The organism is Achromobacter sp. (assembly GCF_057314935.1).
Genome location: NZ_DBHKZA010000031.1, coordinates 6398 through 24172, shown reverse-complemented (window position 1 = coordinate 24172; position 17775 = coordinate 6398). Strand labels below are relative to the sequence as shown.

The following is a 17775-nucleotide window of genomic DNA, read 5'->3' as shown; positions in this document are numbered from 1 at the left end:
TCTGGGCCGGACGTGAATACCGGCTACAGGTGTTCGTCCCGCAAGTGGTACCAGCGGTACAGCAAGCCCTGCCCGATTCGCCGGAACGGCGCGAACAGGTGGCCCGGCAGCGGCGAATCGTAGATGGGCAGGTCCCAGGCCAGCCCGTCCTTGCCCATCATCCGTTCGGCCAGGCGCCTGCCCGCATGCGCCGAGAACGCCACGCCGTTGCCGCCGTACCCGAACGCGTAGTACACCGGCAACGCGGGGTCCGGCTGCGTCACGCGCGGCATCATGTCGTGGCTGACGTCCACCCAGCCCCACCAGGAATAGGCGACGTCCACGCCGCGCAGCGCCGGGAACTTGCGCGCCAGGCCTTCGCGCAGCAGCGCCAGATGGCGGGGGTGCTGCGCATCGGCGCCGCGCAAGGCGCTGCGGCTGCCGATCTGCATGCGGCCGTCGGGCAGCAGGCGGTAGTAGAAGCGCAAGGTGCGGGTGTCGGTAATGAAGACGGTGCTCTTCAAGCCCGCGGCCTCGCGTTCGGCCGGCGACAGCACGCGCGTCACCAGTGAATTCGACAGCACCGGCATGATGCGGTTGTCCAGCAGCGGATTCACGCCCTGCGCGGTATAGCCCCCGGTCGCAAACGCCACGCGGCGCGCACGCACCACGCCGCCCGGCGTCTCCAGCAGGATCACGCCGTTCTCCACCCGCCAGCCCAGCACCGGACTTGATGGGTGCACGCGCACCCCCAGCGCCCGCGCCTGACGCAGATAACCGTACGCCAGCTTCAGCGGGTGCACGCCCACCCCGTCGGGCTCGTGCATGGCGCCGACCGCTTCGTGGTCGTCCACATAGCGCTCGCGCAAGTCCGCCTTGCTGAGTATCTTCGTGTCGTAGCCGAACACCTCGCGCATTACGCGGGCCTCGTTCTGCAGGAACGCCATCTTTTTTTGGCGATGCGCCGTGTACAGATGGCCGCCCGGCTGGGCGTCGCAATCCACCTGCGCGACCAGGCTCTTCCAGTATTCGAAGCCTTCGCGGATCTCCGCATCCAGGCGGCGGGCCGTGTCCAACCCCCAGCGCTCGATCCATTGCGACCGGTACAGGCGCCCCGACGCGTTCTGCCCCTGGCCGCCGTTGCGGCTGGTGCAGCCCCACACGACGCGGTTGGCTTCCAGCACCACGGCGCGCACGCCGAAGTCCCGCGCCAGGGTCAGCGCGGCCGACAGGCCGGTGAAGCCCGACCCGACGATCACCATGTCGGCATCGACGTCGCCCTGGATGGGCCCGTCATCCTCGGGCGGTTCGCCGGCGCTGGCCACCCAGTATGTAGGCGCGTAGTCCTGCCCCCTGCCGGGCGGCGAGACCAGCGGGTCATAGGTCGGGTTGTAGGCGTTGGCCCCTGGGGTGGCCGCACGAGGCGGGCGGGAGGTGTCGAAGGGCATTTGGGTATCCATGCTTCGAATCCGAGTCCTGGGTGTTTCCGGGCAGGTGCCGGGGGGTGTCCGAGGCGTTACAGGCCGGGCCTCAGGCACGGGCGGGCAACGCGGGGCGCTGCTTGCGGAATGCGTTCTTCACCCGGATCTTGCCGTCCCGGAACGTGAAGACATCGACCATGTCGGCCTCCACTCGCGAGCCGTCGGCGGCCGTGCCGGTGAACGTGCATTCGGACACGCCGCGGTCGCCCGCCACCCAATGCCGGCCGTTGTTCCATTGCGCATCGGGAAAGTTCTTCCATGCTGCCGCAAACGCGGTGCGGACCGCCTCTGTTCCGGTGTGCCGGCTACCGCAAGCATCGGGGCCACCCACGGTCTCGAACACGCAGTCCTCGCTCATGAAACCCATCAAGGCATCGATATCGTGGCGGTTCCAGGCGGCCGCGAATTCGGCCAGCATCTCCACGGTGACGGTCTTGTGCATTGCCAACCCTCCGATAGACGCCGGCGCGGCATGCGCCCGCGTATAGGATCCAAGGTAAGTGAGCGGTCCGGCAGGGTCTAGAACCAGAAAAGGGAAATCGCTTGCACCAGTCATGACGCCATGGCGGGCGCAAGCATTGCGGACACTTGCCGCGGATCGATCGCGTCGCGCAAGCCAATGAACACCAGCCCGGTCGCGACCAATCCTTCAGGCGGCGCGGCCTGCGTGTCGTACCGCACGCGACGGCCCGCCCATTGCACCAGCACCAGGCCATGCCGGTCGGTGCGGACCCATCCCTTGGCCCTTAGCAGATGGCGGGGCATCTGCCGCAGTTGCCCCGCCAACTGGTCGGCGTTCAGCGTGCCCGGCGCTTCCCAGAGCCAGGTTTGGAAGGGATGGTCGGGGTCCTGCCCAGGCATCGCGGAGCGATGCCCGACATGGCCGCAGCCCGCATGCGAACACGCGTGGGCAGACGCGCCCGGCATGGCTTCGCCCGACAGATAGCGCAGGTCGACGCGCCCTTCCCGCGCGGCGATCATGGCCGCGCCCTGGGTCACCTCCTTCAGCCACCCCTGCACTTCTACCAGCGTTTGCGGCGTCGCCAGGTCTGTCTTGTTCAGCACCAGCAGATCAGCCGCCTTCAACTGCCGCGCCACGGTATCGCTCAGCAGGGGATCGGCGGCCAGCGCCCGCACGTTCGCCACATCCACCAGGACCACGGCGCCTTCCAGTTGCAGCAACGGGTCGCACATGCCCACCTGCGCAATACGCGAGGGGTCCGACACCCCGCTGGCCTCGATGACGATCCATTCCGGCAGCGGGTCCAGCGCCAGCACCCGCGCCAGCGCATCGTCCAGGCCCCCGGCCATCGAGCAGCACACGCAGCCGTTGGCCAAGCGGATCACCTCGTCCGCACGTTGCGCGATCAAGCCGGCGTCGATATCGATCGGCCCGAAATCATTGACCAGCACCGCGGCCCGGCGGCGGCTGGCGCTCAGTACATGGTTCAGCAGGGTCGTCTTGCCCGCGCCCAGAAAGCCGCCGACGACCGTCAGCGGAATGCGCGCCGCGCCGGTAGCGGCCATCTCAGGCGCCCTCCAGTGCCAGCGGCCGTCCGCCGACCACGGTTCCCAGCACGGCGACGTCCTTCAACCGGTAGACCGGCACTGTCGTGGGATCGTCTTCCAGCACGCAGAAGTCGGCGAATTTTCCCACTTCGATTGAGCCCACCAGATGGTCCATGTGCAAGGTATAGGCCGCGCCCAGCGTGACGGCGTGCAGCGCCGCCTCCACGCCGATCCGCTCCGATTCGCCCAGGACGCGGCCCGAGGCCGTTTGGCGGTTGACGGCGCACCAGGCGGTGAACAAGGGTCCAAGCGGCGTGATGGGCGCGTCGGAGTGGATGGAGAACGGCACGCCCGCGCGCGCCGCCGACGCGCAGGCGTCCATGCGGTTGGCGCGGTCCGGTCCCATGGTGAGCGCGTAATGGGCGTCGCCCCAGTAGTAGAGATGGTTGGCGAACAGGTTGACGCACATGCCCAGGCTGGCCATTTTCCTGAACTGGGCCGCATCGGCCATCTGGCAATGCTGCAGCGTGTGGCGGTGATCGCGTCGCGGCGTGCGGCGCAGGGCAAGGTCCACGGCGTCGATCGCCCGCTGCGTGGCTTCATCGCCGTTGGTGTGGATGTGCAGCTGCACGCCGGCGTCGTGATAGGCCTGGACGGTCGTGTCCAGCTCCGCGGGCGCGATGACCCAGATGCCGTTGGGCGCCCCGTTGTAGTAGCCCGGCCAGCGCACCCGGGCGGTGAAGCCCTGGATCGATCCGTCCACCACCAGTTTGACCATGCCAAGATGCAGCTTGTCGTGGTTCAAGCGTTTGGCGGCCGCCAGCTTTTCCAGGCAGCGCGCGGGATCGCCCGCATACGTCAGCGCCGAGGCGGCGGGCACGATGCGCACGGGGTAGTCGGGTTCGGCCGTGACGCGCGCCAAGGTTGCTACGCCCTCGTCGCCCAGTTCGTTGACCAGGTCCGTGGCAGTCGTCACGCCCGCCCACTGCGCCACCTTGCCGAACATGCGCAGCCCGTCTTCCGACAGCCCCACCGTGCGGAACGGGCTGCCGATCAGCCGCATGACCGGGAACATGGCGGCAAACTCGCAAAGCTCGCCACTCGGCCGGCCGTCGTCCATCCGCGTCACGCCTTCGATATCGGTATCGCGGTCGATGCCCGCCCGCGCCAGCATCGGCGTGTTCACGTTCATCAAGTGCATGCTGGCGTGCATGACAACGACGGGCCGCTCAGGCGACACGCGGTCCAGGTCCTGGACGCGCATGCGCTGGCCGTCGAAGAAGATGGGATCGAAACCCCAGCCGATCAGGGTTTCTCCCGCCGGCAAGCTGCGCTCTGCCTCGCGCAGCCGGTCGGCCACGGCGTCGAAGCTTTTCAGGCCTGCCCAAAGGCGGCCATCCGGCCCCCGGCGGTCGTAGAAGCCCACGTACACGAATTTCCACATGCCGCCTTCGGGCAGATGGCAGTGTCCCTCCACCAGGCCGGGCATCAGCACCTTGCCTGCATACCGGTCGTCCACGTCCGCCGGTCCCCAGCCTGCCAGGTCTTCCCTGCTGCCCACGCCCAGAATGCGGCCGTCCCGCACCGCGACATGGGTGGCGCGCGGCTGGGCCGGGTTCATGGTCAGGATGCTGCGGGCGGCGTAGATCGTCGTCTTGCCTTCAGGACGGGTCATCGAGGGTTCCTTGTGACGGTGGGATTCAGCCCTGCAACGGCGATACCAGGGCGCCGTCGCGGACCTCTACGAAATGGCAGGCAACGCGGTGGCCCGGCACGACTTCGCGCAGTGCAGGCTCGCGCGTCGAACAGACGGGCTGCGCGGCCGGACAGCGCCCGGCGAACCGGCAGCCCGGCGGCGGGTTCACGGGGCTGGGCGGATCGCCCATCAGCCGCACGCGGCGGGCGGCGGATTCCCGCCCGCCCTTGACCGTCGGCACCGCCGACATCAGCGCCACGCTGTAGGGGTGCAGCGGACGGGTGAAGAAGGCGCGGCGCGACGCTTGTTCGATGATCTTGCCCAGGTACATCACCGCGATGTCGTCGCAGATGTGCTCGACCACGGCCATGTCGTGCGAAATGAACAGGAACGATTGCCCCTGCTCGCGCTGGATCCGGCGCAACAGGTTCAGGATTTGCGCGCGGATGGCGATGTCCAGCGCCGACACGGGCTCGTCGCACACGATCAGGTCGGGCGCGCTGGCCAGCGCCCGGGCCACGTTCAAGCGCTGCCGCTGCCCACCGGAAAACTGGTGCGGAAACAGTTGTCGCTGTTCGGGCCGCAGGCCCACCAGCTCAAACATATTGGCCACGCGCGCCTCGCGTCCGCCCGGCGGATCGATGCGCATCAAGTCCAGGGGCGCCCGCACGATGTCCTCGGCGCGTTGGCGCGGGTTCAGCGACGAATACGGGTCCTGGAACACCAGTTGGAGTCGGCGGCGGATCTGCCGCAATGACGCGCCGCCAAGCGCGGTCAGGTCGGTGCCGTCGAAATGGATCGAGCCCGAGGTCGGGTCCGCCAGCCGCAACACCGACAGGGCCGTGGTGGTCTTGCCGGAGCCGGACTCGCCCACGATCGCCAGCGTGCGTCCGCGCGCCAGGTCGAACGACACGCCGTCCACCGCCTTGACCACGACGGGCTTGCCGTCGGCGCCCTTGCCCCCCACGGGAAAGTGCACGGCCAGGTTGCGGACGGACAGCAAGGCGGGAACATGCGGCTGCGGCGTCATGCGGCCTCCTGATAGAGCCAACAGGCCACGTCCTGGCCCTCGTCCACGCGCGCCAAGGGCGGGAATTCACTGCGGCAACGCGCAAGCGACCGGGTGCAACGCTCCAGAAACGGGCACCCGACGCCGCGGTCCCACACCGAGGGCACCACGCCCGGGATCTCGGGCAGGTCCGGCCGGATGTCGTCGGGTTCACGGTCCAACTCGGGCAGGCAGGCGATCAGCCCCTGCGTGTAGGGATGGCGAGGCTGCGCCAGGATCTGCCGCACGCCGCCCTGCTCCACCACCCGCCCGCCGTACATCACGACGACGCGGTCGGCCATTTCCGACACGGCGCCCATATCGTGCGTGATCAGCAGCACCGCAGTGCCGCGCCGGGCCTGCTGCTCGCGCAGCAGGTCGAATATCTGCGCCTGCACGGTAACGTCCAGCGCCGTGGTCGGCTCATCGGCGATCAGCACGTCGGGATCGCAGGCCAGCGCAATGGCGATCATCACCCGCTGGCGCATGCCGCCGGACATCTGGTGCGGGTAGTCGTCCACGCGCCGCTCCGGCAACGGAATGCCCACCGACTTCAGCATATCGATGGCCCGCGCGCGGGCGTCGGCGCGGCTCAGTCCCTGATGCAGCCGCAGCGGCTCCGCGATCTGGTCGCCTACCGTGTACACGGGGTTCAGCGCGGTCATGGGTTCCTGGAAGATCATCGAGATCTTGTTGCCGCGCACCCGCCGCATGGCCTCGTCGTCGTGCAGCGCCAGGTCCGCGCCCGACAAGCGGACACGGCCGGCGCCGATCCGCCCCAGCGCCGGAATCAGCCGCATGATGGCCAGCGCCGTCATGCTCTTGCCGCAGCCGGACTCTCCGACCAGGCACAGGGTTTCCCCCGCGCGCAGCGCGAAGCTGACCTGGCTCAACACCTCGGCCACGCGGCCGCGCGATCGGAACTCCAGGCTGAGCGCCTCGACTTCCAGGGCGGGCACCTGCAAGCGCGCGTTCATGACCGGCCCCGCGAGGTGGGGTTCAAGGCGTCGTTCAGTCCGTCGCCGATCAGGCTGACGGCCAGCACCGTCAGGAAGATGGCCGCGCCGGGTAGCGTCACCGCCCACCACGCGGTCAGGATGTAGGGGCGGTTGCTGCCTATCATCAGCCCCCAGCTCATGATGTTCGGATCGCCCAGCCCCAGGAACGACAGGCCCGCTTCGAACAGGATCGCCGTGCCGATGGCCAGCGTGGCCGACACGATCAGCGGCGCCAGCGCATTGGGCAGGATCACACGCCAGATGATGCGCGCGTCGCCCGCGCCGATCACGCGTTCGGCCAGCACGTATTCCCGCCGTTTCAGCCGCAGGAACTCGCCCCGCGCCAGCCGCGCGGTGCCGGTCCAGCTGACCACGCCGATCGCCACCGCGATGGTCGCGAGCGACGGGGTGAACAGCGTCACCAGCACCATCGCGAAGAGCAAGGTGGGCAACACCTGGAAGAATTCGGTAATGCGCATCAGTGTCTCGTCGACCCAGCCGCCGTAGTAGCCGGCCAGCGCGCCGACCGTCAGGCCGATGGCCATCGACAGCACCGCGGCCACCACGCCGACCAGCAAGGTCGCGCGGCCGCCATAGACCATGCCGGTCAGCACGTCGCGCCCCAGGTAGTCCGTGCCCAGCAGCATCTCGCCGCCGGGCGGTTCCATCGGCGCGCTGGCGATCTCGAACGGGTCGGCCTGCATCAGCATCGGGCCGAAGATCGTCACGGCCAGGATGGCGGCCAGCAACAGCACGCCGAAGACCGCGGACGGATTGCGGACGAACACCCGCAAGGCCTCGTAGGATTGCCGCGTCGGCGCGCGCGACGCCGCGGGGGCCACGGCAGGCAGGGGAATGGCGGAAGGCGCTTGGCTCATGATGTCTTGATCCGGGGATCGATCAGGCGGTAGGCCAGATCGGTTAGCTGATTCATCACCACCACCAGCAGCGAGGCGAACAGCAGGATGCCCAACAAGGTCGGGTAGTCGCGCCGCAGCACGGAGTCGAACGCCAGCCGCCCCAGCCCCGGCCAATTGAAGACCGTCTCGACCAGGATGGCGCCAGCCAGCACGTTGCCGAACTGCAGGCCCAGCATCGTCACCACCGGCAGCACGCCGTTGCGCAAGGCGTGCTTGTACAGGACGGCGCGCTCCGGCAGCCCTTTGGCGCGGGCCGTGCGGATGTAGTCGGCGGACAACGCTTCCATGACGCTGGCGCGCGCCAGGCGGCTGTACTGCGCCAGGTAGACGAACGCCAGCGTAAACGCCGGCAGCGCCAGGTGATGCAGCACGTCCACCACGCCCGCCCAGCCGTCCTGCGGCCCACCCGCCGACCGCATGTCGGACACCGGGAAGACCGGCAACACCGAGGCGAACAGGATGATCAAAATGATGCCCGTCCAGAACACTGGCGCCGAATAGCCCACTACCGACAGCAGGGTGATGCCTTGCGACAGCGGTCCGTTGGGCTTCCTGGCGGCCAGCGTCCCCAGCAGCGTGCCGACGATGAAGGCGCTGAACACGGACGTCACCACCAGCAGCAGCGTGGCGGGCACGCGTTCCCAGATCAGCTGGGCGACGGGCACGTTGAAGAAATAGGAATAGCCCAGGTCGCCGCGCAGCACTTGCGCCAGGTACAGGCCCAACTGCACCAGAAACGGCTTGTCCAGCCCGTACTGCGCGCGCAACTGGGCGCGCAGGTCTTCGCTGATGCCGCCCATGGAACCGGCGATGGTCTCGACGGGATCGCCGGGTGAAATATGGATCAGCAGGAAGTTCAGCGTCACCACGGCCAGCAGCAACAAGGCCGCGTACGCAAGACGGCGGAAGATAAAACGCAGCATGACGGCTCCGCCTTATTGCAGGTAGACGTCGTCCAGCGGCGACAGCATGCCCCAGATTCCATCAGGCATGCCGTGCACTTTCTTGGACGTCAGCGTGTGGTACGGGATGACCGTCAGGAAGTCGATCGGCACGTCTTCGGTCACCAGGCGCTGGAACTCGGCGTATTGCGCGCGGCGCTTTTCCACGTCGGTCTCCATGCCCGCCTGCGCCAGCAGCGCGTCGACCTTCGGGTTGGAGTAGGACTGCGTATTGGTCCAGATGATGTCGCGGATGTTGCTGGACAGGTAGGTGCGGTGCACGCCGATGACGGGGTCGCCCCAGTTAAAGACGATATCGGTCGTCATGTCGAAATCGTGGCTGGCGATGCGCTTGGCCCAGGTCGGGAAATCCGGCGATGCGCGCACTTGCACCGCGATGCCCACCTTCTTCAACTGGCTGCGCAGGTACTCCGCCACGTTCTTGCCCTGCACGTCCGAGCCAGGCATGTAGTCCACCGTCAGCGTCATACGCTCGCCCTTGGCGTCCTTCTTGAAACCGGCCTCTTCCAGCAGCTGCTCCGATTTCTTCAGATCCAGCGGATACTTCTTCACGTCCGGCGTGGCGTAGGGGCTGGTGCCCACGATGGGGCCGTCGGCGGGTTTGGCGAACCCCGCGTTCAATGCCTTGGTGATGAAGCCCTTGTCGGTCGCGTAAGCGATCGCTTGTCTTACGCGCACGTCGTTCAATGGCTTGCGCGCCGTATTGAAGGCCAGCCAGCTCAGCGCGCCGATGCCTTCGTAGCCGCGGTTGGTCATGACGATGGCGGCATTGTCCTTGGCGCGCCGCAAGATCGTCGGCTCGGTCATGAAGGGCAACGCGCCGATGTCGCCGCGCTCCAGCCCGATCAACAAGTTGGTGGCATCCGGATTGATCTTCACCACGATCCGATCCAGATAGGGCTTGCCAGGCAGGAAGAACTTGTCGAAGCGCTCCAGCACGATTTCCTGGCCGGGCTTGAATTCCTTGAACTTGAACGGGCCGGATCCCACCACGTCCGCGGAATTCCGGGGGTGCGTCTTGATGTCCTGGCCGTCGTCGTAGATATGTTTGGGCAGCACGGGCATCAGCGCAGGCGACAACGCCAGCAGGATCGCCGGATGCGGCTGGCTCATGCGCAGCACGGCGGTGTAGGGGTCGGGCGTCTCGACGGATTGCACGGGCGCGAACATGGTCTGGAACGGATGGTTGTTCTTGACCGCCATGACCGAGAACGCGACGTCCGCGGACGTAATGGGCTTGCCGTCATGGAACACGGCGTCTTTGCGCAAGTGCAGCGTCAGGGACTTGCCGTCAGGCGCCAACTCCCACGATTCGGCCAGATAGGGCTGCGGCTTCCAGTCCGCGTCGTAGCGCAGGGGGCTGGCAAAGAGCTGCGCGCTGGGCAGCGCGGTCGCCGTGCCTGACTGCACCGCGCCGTTCAGGTGCCGCGGCACCTGGGTCGACCCCACGACCAGCGTGCCGCCGGGCTTCGGCGCATCGGCCGCCACCGCCCCGCCCGCCATCGCCATCACCGCCAGAAACGTTGCCAAGCCTTGTCGTGCGCTGCGCATGATTTTTCCCTTGATGTGTTTGCTACACGGGCCACTCGTTGGATGGCTTTCGCGTTAGCGTAGCCATCCAACGGACCAGGCCTTAGTACCAAACAGGCAGAGTCTTTGGTGCCAGCTTCGCCATGGGTGGAGTCAAGACGGCGCGACGGGACTTGCCGCACAGGCGCGCGCATACAGGACAGCAACCGCGCAGCTGTTGACCCGCGCCTGCAGGGAATCGGAACGGCTGGTCAGCAGCACCGGCACGCGCGTGCCCAGCACCAGGCCGGCCGTGCCCGCGCCCGCCAGCCAGGTCAGTTCCTTGTAGAGCATGTTGCCCGCTTCGATGTCCGGCACCAGCAGGATGTCGGCGTCGCCGGCCACGCGCGACACGATGCCCTTCTGCTCCGCCGCAACGCGCGAGATCGCGTTGTCGAACGCCAAAGGCCCATCGATATCGCCGCCTCGGATCTGCTGGCGATCGGCCATCTTCGACAGCGCGGCGGCGTCCAGCGTGGCGGGCATCGACGGATTGACGGACTCGGTGGCGCACAGCACCGCAAGCTTCGGGCGCTGCACCCCCAGCGCCCGCGCCAGGTCGATGGCGTTCTGGGCAATGTCCGCCTTTTCCTGCAAGGTCGGCGCGATATTCACGGCCGCGTCCGTCAGGATGAACAGCTTGGGATACGCGGCCACGGCCATGACGAATGCGTGGCTGATGCGGCGGTCGGTGCGCAGCCCGGATTCGCGGGCCACCACGGCCGACATGAAATGGTCCGTGTGCAGGCTGCCCTTCATCAACATGCTGGCCGCGCCATCGCGCGCCAGGGCGGCCGCGGCCCGCGCGGCAAGCTTCTCGTCGTCGGGCGTGTCCACGATCTCCAGTTCGCCGGCACGCATGCCCATCTCGGCGAGCAAGGCCGCGATGCGCCGCGCCGGGCCCACCAGCACCGGGTCGATATAGCCGGCGTCCCGCGCCTGGATCGCCGCGCCCAGGCTTGACGGACACAGCGGATAAGCCACCGCGGTACGCAGCCGCCCGGCCGATAGCGCGGCATCGCGCAGGGGTTCGAACAATCGGTCGATTGCCATGGGTACGTGCTCCTGCCGCGGATGTCCGCAAGGTCAAATGGCATGCCTGCGGCGCAGCGCCCGCTGCGCCACAGGCTCCGATCATCCCTTGACGGGTTCGATCGACAGCGGCACTTCGCCCGAATGGAACGGCTGGTTCACATACTGCTTGTACTTGTCCAGCAGGCGCAGCGGCTGCTTGAGCGCGTCGCGCCGGAACGGGTCGCCGAGCTCCTGGCTGACCATCATCTCCAGCACCGTGGTCTTGCCTTCCGACTGCGCCTTGCAGGCGGCCTGCAACGCCGCGCCGACCTGATCGGCGTGCTCGACCCGGATGCCCTCCGCGCCCATCGCGCGCGCCAGCTCCGCGAAGTTGGGGTTGATCAGGTTGCTGCCCACGAAGCGGCGTCCGTAGAAGTCCACCTGGTTCTTCTTTTCCGCCCCCCACTGCCCGTTGTGGAAGACGACCGCCGTCACCGGGATCTTCTCGCGCACGCAGGTCAGCAATTCCTGGAAGCTCATGCACCAGGCGCCATCGCCCACGTAGGCCACGGCCGGCCGGTCGGGGCGGCCCAGCTTGGCGCCGATCAGCGCCGGCAGCGCGTAGCCGCAGTTGCCGAAGCTCATGGCGGCCAGCATGGAGTTTGGCTCGTCAAAGCGCAGATAGCTGTTGGAGACCGAGCAGATGTTGCCGATGTCGGTGGACACCATTACCTGCTTGGGCATCGCGCGTTCCAGCTCGCGCAGCATGCGGCGCGGATGCATGCGGCCGTCGCCGTGTTCGATGATGTCCAGGCTCCAGTCGTCGCGCTCATGCGACCACCCGTCCAGTTCCTTTTCCCATGCGGCCTTCTGCGACGCGATCTCGTCGCCGCGCGCCGCCTTGGTGCGCGTGCAGGCCACCTCGCGGTCCTTCAGCTTGGCGGTCAACGCCGCGGCGGCCGGCCGCGCGTCGCCGCAGATGCCGACCGACACCGGACGCACCAGGCCCAGCATGCGATGGTCGGCATCTACCTGGATGATGCGCGCGCCTTGCGGCCAATAGTCCAGGCCATGCTGCGGCAGGGTGCCGAACGGCCCCAGGCGCGTGCCCAGCGCCAGCACCACGTCGGCTTGCGACAGCAGTTTCATGCCGGCCTTGGCGCCCTGATAGCCCAGCGGCCCGCACCACAGCGGGTGGCTGGCCGGGAACGCATCGTTATGCAGATAACTGGTCACCACTGGCGCGCCCAACAGTTCGGCCAACGCCACGCATTCGGCCTGGCCCTCCGAGAACAGCACGCCGCCGCCCGCCACGATGACCGGGAACTTGGCCTCGGCCAACAGACGGGCCGCCGCTTCCAGGTCTTCTTCCGAGCCCGGCCCGCGACGGATGCGGCGCGGCGCCGGGATGGCCACATCGATTTCGCCGTAGAAGTAGTCGCGCGGGATGTTCAGTTGCGTGGGGCCGCGTTCGGCCATCGCATTGTCGAAGGCCTTGGCCGTGAACTCCGCCATGCGGTCCGGCCGGTTCACATGCGCTTGGTACTTGGTGATGCGCGAAAAAATGGGCAGCTGTTCGGTTTCCTGGAAGCCGCCCAGCCCCATGCCAGACGTGCCGGTCTCCGGCGTGATCGCCACCACCGGGCTGTGCGCCCAATAGGCGGCGGCCACGCCGGTCACGAAGTTGGTGATGCCGGGGCCGTTCTGGGCAATGCACACGCCGTGGCGGCCCGTCACCCGGGAATAGCCGTCCGCCATGTGCGCGGCGCCCTGCTCGTGCACCGTGGGCACGAAGCGGATGCCCGCGGCGGGGAACAAGTCCAGCGCATCCATGAAGGCCGAACCGACGATGCCGAATACGTCTTTGACGCCCTGCGCGACCAGCGTTTCGACAAACGCTTCGCTGGGGGTCATGTGTTGCTTGCTGCTCATGGTCTCTCTCCTGGCAGGCCGGCGCTTGTGTGGTTGCATCGTGGCCGGGGTGATTCGATACTGCCGGAGAAAACCCGCCCGTCCCACCCCTCTGCGTTTCATTTTCTGCAAAATCCGTGCGACGATAGGGTGTTGGCCGCCGAATCTTCAAATATTGAAAGATGAAAGACGAATCCTCTGCCGCGTTGCGCGCGCTGACCTTGCTGGAGCAGGTCGCGCGATCCGAATCGCCCGTGTCGCTGGCGGCGCTGACCGACGCCACCGGCCTGCCCAAGCCGTCCGTGCTGCGCATCCTGACGCGCCTGGTCGAAGCCGGCATGCTGCTGCGCGAACCGGCCGGCAAAAGCTACGTCAGCGGCCCGCGCTTGAGCGCCCTGGCCCGCGACACGCTGCTGAATTCGCCGTTGCGCGGCGAACGCCACCGCATCCTGGACAGCCTGGTCGATGAAATCGGCGAGACCTGCAACTGCACCATGCTGGACGGCGACGAGGTCATCTACCTGGACCGCGTGGAAACCGCCTGGCCGCTGCGCGTGAACCTGCAAACCGGCTCGCGCGTGCCGCTCCACTGTTCGGCCAGCGGCAAGCTGTTCCTGGCGCATATGCGGCGCGAACCGCGGGCGCGCCTGTTGGCCGCCGCCCCCTTGCCGCGCTACACGCCCAATACCCTGTGCGACGTGGCCGCGCTTGAACTGGAGCTGCGCGCCATCAAGAAGGAAGGCGCCAGTTTCGACCGCGAAGAATTCCTGCTTGGCATCGTCTGCATGGCCGTGCCCATCCTGCACGGGCCGCGCGTCATCGCCGCCGTAGCGCTGCACGCGCCGGTCGCCCGCCTGTCCATCGACGGCGCGCGGGCCTGGCTGCCCCGCATGCAGGAAGCGGCCCGCGCCCTGGCGGGCACGTACGAGCCGCAGCCGTGACGGCAACCGGCGCCTGACCTGACAGGACGCCGCAAGCACCGGCACGCCCCGCCCTGCGCCGCCCCTCCTCTGCGCGTCCCCGATTTATATGGCGACGCCGCAGGCCCAGGCGATGGCCCAGCCCTGCCCAGGGCTTACACTGTCGGTCGACTCTGTTTTTCGCGCTTTTTGCGATCCCCTTATTGTGACCGACACGCCCTTCTCCTCCCTGCCCCTCTTGCCCGCCCTGCTCGACAACCTGCAAAGCCTGGGGTTCGAGCAAATGACGCCCATCCAGGCGCAAAGCCTGCCGCTCATCCTGGAAGGCCGCGACATCATCGCGCAAGCCAAGACCGGCAGCGGCAAGACCGCGGCGTTCGGCCTGGGCGTGCTGCAAAAGCTGGACACGAGCCGCCTGACGCCCCAGGCGCTGCTGGTCTGTCCCACCCGTGAATTGGCCGATCAGGTGGCGCAGGAACTGCGCCGGCTGGCGCGCCTGATCCCCAACGTCAAGATCTTGACCTTGTGCGGCGGCGCGGCCGCTCGGCCCCAGGCCGAATCGCTGGCGCGCGGCGCCCACCTGGTCGTGGGCACGCCCGGCCGCATCCAGGACCACCTGACGCGCGGCAGCCTGGACCTGGCCGGCCTGACCACGCTGGTGCTGGACGAAGCCGACCGCATGGTCGACATGGGCTTCTATGACGACATCGTCGCCATCGCCTCGCACTGCCCGGCCAAACGCCAGACGCTGCTGTTTTCGGCCACCTACCCCGACAACATCCGCAAGCTCAGCGCCCGTTTCCTGCGCAACCCGGCGGAAGTCAAGGTCGAAGCGCAGCACGACGCCAGCCGCATCGAACAGATCTTCTACGAGATCGACGGCAAGGACCGCCTGGACGCCGTGGCCCGCCTGCTGGCGCACTTTCGCCCCGTCTCCACGCTGGCCTTCTGCAACACCAAGATCCGCAGCCATGACCTGGTCGAACGGCTGCAGGCCGACGGCATCAGCGCCCAGGCCTTGAACGGGGACCTGGAACAGCGCGAACGCGACGAAATCCTGATCCAGTTCGCCAACCAGAGCTGCGCGGTCCTGGTCGCCACCGACGTGGCCGCCCGCGGGCTGGACATCCAGAACCTGGGCGCCGTCATCAACGTGGACGTCACCAAGGACACTGAAGTCCACGTGCACCGCATCGGCCGCAGCGGCCGGGGCGATCAGAAAGGCCTGGCGCTCAGCCTGTGTTCGCCCGACGAAATGCGCTGGGCCAACCTGGTCGAGCAATACCAGGGTTCGCCGCTGAAATGGGGCGACATCAAGTCCTTGAAACCCAAGGCTGACCGTCCCCTGCGCGCGCCGATGGTCACGCTGTGCATCCAGGGCGGCAAGAAAGACAAGCTGCGCCCGGGCGACCTGCTGGGCGCCCTGACCGGCGATGGCGGGCTGACCTTCGAACAGGTCGGCAAGATCAACATCACCGAGTTCAACGCCTACGTGGCGCTGGACCGCCAGATCGCCAAACAGGTGTTCTCGCGCGTGTCCAACAGCAATATCAAGGGCCGCCGGTTCCGCATGCGGTTCCTCGAAGAATTTTGATTGCTGCCGGGACAGGGAATTTTTCCGATCAATCGGTCGAAAGACCGCGTTGATAGCTTGATGATTTTGCTCGGGTTTTGCCATAATGGCCCCGCCTGGCCCGGTGTCGCCGCCACGATCGGGGCGCGCCGGACGCGGAACCAAAGGTAAACAGCGTGCTCCAACGAGCCGCTGTCCCCTTAACCATCACAAGAGAAACTCACCATGATCAAGTCCGACGATACCGGCAAGCTGATCCTGCGCCTGACCCTCGGCATTCTGATTCTGCTTCACGGCCTGTCCAAATTGATGGGCGGCGGCGTCACCGGCATCAGCGGCATGCTGTCGTCCCATGGCCTGCCGGGCTTTTTGGCTTATGGCGTCTACGTGGGCGAGATCATCGCTCCCGTGCTGCTCATCATTGGCGTCTACACCCGCCTGGGCGGCCTGATCATCGCCATCAATATGGTGGTCGCGATCCTGCTGGCCCATACCGGCCAGTTGGGCACCATCACCAACACCGGCGGCTGGGCCCTGGAACTGCAAGGCATGTTCCTGTTCACCGCCCTGGCCATCGCCTTCATGGGCGCCGGCCGTTTCAGCCTGGCCGGCAACGGCGGCCGCTGGAACTGAACGCTTGGCTTGGCGTCGCGCCGTCCTGCGGCGCGACGCAGGAAAAACGGGGTCGCTCAGGCGGCCCCGTTGCTTTTGCCGCAGAGATTGATACGAAGGACATGCGCCGTCACGCAGGCGCAAACATCCGTCACTTGAAAGCTGTTTCGGAACGATTACAGGCGCGAACTCCCGCCTGAGGGTATGGCCTAATCCGTATCAGCGCATTAGGAAGTAAGCCATACGCCTGGCGCTGGTTGGGAGTGACTCAAATGAAGAAGCGTCTGCTGCTGGTGCTGGCGATAGCCAGTTCGTTGACGGGATGCGTCGTGGTTCCGGCCCGCCCGGCGTATTACCGCCCGGCCCCCGTCTATTACACGCCGCACTACTATTACCCCGCGTATCCCGCTCCGCATTACTACTACCGCGGATATTGATCCTCGCACCCAAGCGATCAGGAACAGCCATGACACCGTCCGTCCGGATTTCCCGCTTGCGGCCCCTGGCCACCGCAGCCCTGCTGGCGGTTGCCGCCGGCGCCGCCGCGCAGACCTATGCGCCGCCTCCCGCGCCTGCCGCCCCGGCCTATGACAACAGCGACCCCGCCAACGCCAACCTGGCCCTGGTGGATCGCAGCCCGCAGCCGCCTCCACCCCTGCCCGTCTATGTGCAGCCGCCCGCGCCGGCCGACGGCTACATGTGGGTGCCCGGCTACTGGAGCCGCAATCGCTACGGCTTCTTCTGGGTGCCCGGCGCATGGGTGATGGCCCCCTACAACGGCGCGCTCTGGACGCCGGGCTACTGGGGCTTCGTGAACGGCCTGTATGTCTGGAACGCCGGCTACTGGGGGCCTCACGTGGGCTTTTACGGCGGCATCAACTACGGCTTCGGCTACGTCGGGATCGGCTACGTCGGCGGCTATTGGAACCGCGACCGCTTCTACTACAACCGGTCCGTGACGAACGTGAACGTGACCCGCGTCACCAATGTCTACAACCACACCGTCATCGTCAACAACGTCGACAACCGGCGTGTGAGCTACCACGGCGGTCCCGACGGCATCCGCCGCAACGCCGACCCCCGCGAGTTGGCCGCCCGCAATGACCGGCACGCGCCGCCCACCGACATGCAGCGCGGTTTCGTGCGCGATGCGGGCAACAACCGCGCGCAGTTCTACGACCACAACAAGGGCCGTCCGCCCCAGGCGTTCGTCGACCATCCCAACAACAATGGCCGCCCCCCTGACGCGCCACGACCCGGCGGCGACGCCCGCCCGGGCAACGGCCTGGGTAACGGCCCAGGAAACACCCCCGGCAACGGGCGGGATCCTGGACGCGACAATCGCCCGGGACCGGGCGCTGGCACCGGCGCGCCCAGCGCAAACTTCGCCGGCGGCCAGCATCCGGGGCAAACCGTCACGGGTACGGGGCGCCCGCCGCAGCCGCCCGCGCCGCAGCAGATGCGGGACCCGGCGCGCGACCCGGGACGGGATCAGATCAGGGATTCGCAGCAGCAACAGGCCCGCGACCAGCAGCAGCAGCAGCAGCGCCAACAACAGGCCCGCGACCAGCAGGCCCAGCAGG

16 protein-coding genes are annotated in these 17775 nt (G+C 67.4%); 5 read left to right on the top strand and 11 right to left on the bottom strand.

All coding sequences use genetic code 11. The annotated features are described in order from the left end of the window. Positions 1 to 23: 23 nt before the first annotated feature. The 11 genes from ACO6D5_RS13585 to xsc form a co-directional block, all read right to left on the bottom strand. A complete protein-coding gene (locus tag ACO6D5_RS13585) occupies positions 24 to 1439 on the bottom strand; it encodes an NAD(P)/FAD-dependent oxidoreductase (RefSeq protein ID WP_485825666.1) in 1416 nt (471 codons plus the stop codon). A gap of 70 nt (positions 1440 to 1509) precedes the next feature. Continuing rightward, on the bottom strand, positions 1510 to 1902 hold the full coding sequence (locus ACO6D5_RS13580; protein WP_315847012.1) for a nuclear transport factor 2 family protein: 393 nt from the start codon (positions 1900 to 1902) through the stop codon (positions 1510 to 1512). Between the two features lie 110 nt (positions 1903 to 2012). Next, positions 2013 to 2987 (bottom strand): CobW family GTP-binding protein, encoded by a 975-nt coding sequence (locus tag ACO6D5_RS13575; protein ID WP_485825665.1) that lies wholly within the window; start codon positions 2985 to 2987, stop codon positions 2013 to 2015. A 1-nt stretch (position 2988) separates the two neighbouring features. Further along, positions 2989 to 4644 (bottom strand): amidohydrolase, encoded by a 1656-nt coding sequence (locus ACO6D5_RS13570; RefSeq protein ID WP_485825664.1) that lies wholly within the window; start codon positions 4642 to 4644, stop codon positions 2989 to 2991. A gap of 25 nt (positions 4645 to 4669) precedes the next feature. Then, entirely contained in the window at positions 4670 to 5695 is a 1026-nt protein-coding gene (locus ACO6D5_RS13565) for an oligopeptide/dipeptide ABC transporter ATP-binding protein (protein WP_315847015.1), read from the bottom strand. Continuing rightward, positions 5692 to 6690 carry an ABC transporter ATP-binding protein gene (locus ACO6D5_RS13560; RefSeq protein WP_485825663.1) on the bottom strand — a complete coding sequence of 333 codons (999 nt, stop codon included), beginning with the start codon at positions 6688 to 6690 and terminating at the stop codon, positions 5692 to 5694. Before ACO6D5_RS13560 ends, ACO6D5_RS13565 begins: the two co-directional genes overlap by 4 nt. Beyond that, positions 6687 to 7589 (bottom strand): ABC transporter permease, encoded by a 903-nt coding sequence (locus ACO6D5_RS13555; protein WP_485825662.1) that lies wholly within the window; start codon positions 7587 to 7589, stop codon positions 6687 to 6689. Before ACO6D5_RS13555 ends, ACO6D5_RS13560 begins: the two co-directional genes overlap by 4 nt. Beyond that, the gene (locus tag ACO6D5_RS13550) at positions 7586 to 8554 is read right to left on the bottom strand and encodes an ABC transporter permease subunit (protein WP_315847018.1); all 969 of its coding nucleotides are present in this window, start codon (positions 8552 to 8554) and stop codon (positions 7586 to 7588) included. The genes ACO6D5_RS13555 and ACO6D5_RS13550 overlap by 4 nt, the downstream gene beginning before the upstream one ends. 12 nt (positions 8555 to 8566) lie before the next feature. Continuing rightward, entirely contained in the window at positions 8567 to 10144 is a 1578-nt protein-coding gene (locus ACO6D5_RS13545; protein ID WP_315847019.1) for an ABC transporter substrate-binding protein, read from the bottom strand. 132 nt (positions 10145 to 10276) lie between these two features. Continuing rightward, positions 10277 to 11215 carry a bifunctional enoyl-CoA hydratase/phosphate acetyltransferase gene (locus ACO6D5_RS13540; RefSeq protein WP_485825661.1) on the bottom strand — a complete coding sequence of 313 codons (939 nt, stop codon included), beginning with the start codon at positions 11213 to 11215 and terminating at the stop codon, positions 10277 to 10279. A gap of 81 nt (positions 11216 to 11296) precedes the next feature. Continuing rightward, positions 11297 to 13108 (bottom strand): sulfoacetaldehyde acetyltransferase, encoded by a 1812-nt coding sequence (xsc, locus tag ACO6D5_RS13535; protein WP_485825660.1) that lies wholly within the window; start codon positions 13106 to 13108, stop codon positions 11297 to 11299. A 161-nt stretch (positions 13109 to 13269) separates the two neighbouring features. Between xsc and ACO6D5_RS13530 the strand changes: the two genes are divergently transcribed. The 5 genes from ACO6D5_RS13530 to ACO6D5_RS13510 form a co-directional block, all read left to right on the top strand. Further along, on the top strand, positions 13270 to 14028 hold the full coding sequence (locus ACO6D5_RS13530) for an IclR family transcriptional regulator domain-containing protein (protein ID WP_315847022.1): 759 nt from the start codon (positions 13270 to 13272) through the stop codon (positions 14026 to 14028). Positions 14029 to 14212: 184 nt separating this feature from the next. Then, complete coding sequence (gene dbpA, locus ACO6D5_RS13525; protein WP_315847023.1) at positions 14213 to 15601, top strand: ATP-dependent RNA helicase DbpA; 1389 nt, start codon at positions 14213 to 14215, stop codon at positions 15599 to 15601. Between the two features lie 204 nt (positions 15602 to 15805). Continuing rightward, positions 15806 to 16213, top strand: a complete 408-nt coding sequence (locus tag ACO6D5_RS13520; RefSeq protein ID WP_006223360.1) for a DoxX family protein — start codon at positions 15806 to 15808, stop codon at positions 16211 to 16213. A gap of 251 nt (positions 16214 to 16464) precedes the next feature. Continuing rightward, positions 16465 to 16629, top strand: coding sequence for a hypothetical protein (locus tag ACO6D5_RS13515; RefSeq protein WP_006223361.1), 165 nt, complete (start codon positions 16465 to 16467; stop codon positions 16627 to 16629). 29 nt (positions 16630 to 16658) lie between these two features. After that, the coding region (locus ACO6D5_RS13510) for an adenylate cyclase (RefSeq protein WP_485825659.1) at positions 16659 to 17775 on the top strand (1117 nt) is incomplete at its 3' end.

Bases quoted from the DNA above. Each gene is read 5' to 3' on its own strand.
- ACO6D5_RS13550 (WP_315847018.1), bottom strand. From the start codon at position 8,554: ATGCTGCGTTTTATCTTCCGCCGTCTTGCGTACGCGGCCTTGTTGCTG.
- ACO6D5_RS13560 (WP_485825663.1), bottom strand. From the start codon at position 6,690: ATGAACGCGCGCTTGCAGGTGCCCGCCCTGGAAGTCGAGGCGCTCAGC.
- ACO6D5_RS13575 (WP_485825665.1), bottom strand. From the start codon at position 2,987: ATGGCCGCTACCGGCGCGGCGCGCATTCCGCTGACGGTCGTCGGCGGC.
- ACO6D5_RS13530 (WP_315847022.1), top strand. From the start codon at position 13,270: ATGAAAGACGAATCCTCTGCCGCGTTGCGCGCGCTGACCTTGCTGGAG.
- ACO6D5_RS13515 (WP_006223361.1), top strand. From the start codon at position 16,465: ATGAAGAAGCGTCTGCTGCTGGTGCTGGCGATAGCCAGTTCGTTGACG.
- ACO6D5_RS13585 (WP_485825666.1), bottom strand. From the start codon at position 1,439: ATGGATACCCAAATGCCCTTCGACACCTCCCGCCCGCCTCGTGCGGCC.
- ACO6D5_RS13565 (WP_315847015.1), bottom strand. From the start codon at position 5,695: ATGACGCCGCAGCCGCATGTTCCCGCCTTGCTGTCCGTCCGCAACCTG.
- ACO6D5_RS13570 (WP_485825664.1), bottom strand. From the start codon at position 4,644: ATGACCCGTCCTGAAGGCAAGACGACGATCTACGCCGCCCGCAGCATC.
- ACO6D5_RS13555 (WP_485825662.1), bottom strand. From the start codon at position 7,589: ATGAGCCAAGCGCCTTCCGCCATTCCCCTGCCTGCCGTGGCCCCCGCG.
- ACO6D5_RS13540 (WP_485825661.1), bottom strand. From the start codon at position 11,215: ATGGCAATCGACCGATTGTTCGAACCCCTGCGCGATGCCGCGCTATCG.
- xsc (WP_485825660.1), bottom strand. From the start codon at position 13,108: ATGAGCAGCAAGCAACACATGACCCCCAGCGAAGCGTTTGTCGAAACG.
- ACO6D5_RS13520 (WP_006223360.1), top strand. From the start codon at position 15,806: ATGATCAAGTCCGACGATACCGGCAAGCTGATCCTGCGCCTGACCCTC.
- ACO6D5_RS13580 (WP_315847012.1), bottom strand. From the start codon at position 1,902: ATGCACAAGACCGTCACCGTGGAGATGCTGGCCGAATTCGCGGCCGCC.
- ACO6D5_RS13545 (WP_315847019.1), bottom strand. From the start codon at position 10,144: ATGCGCAGCGCACGACAAGGCTTGGCAACGTTTCTGGCGGTGATGGCG.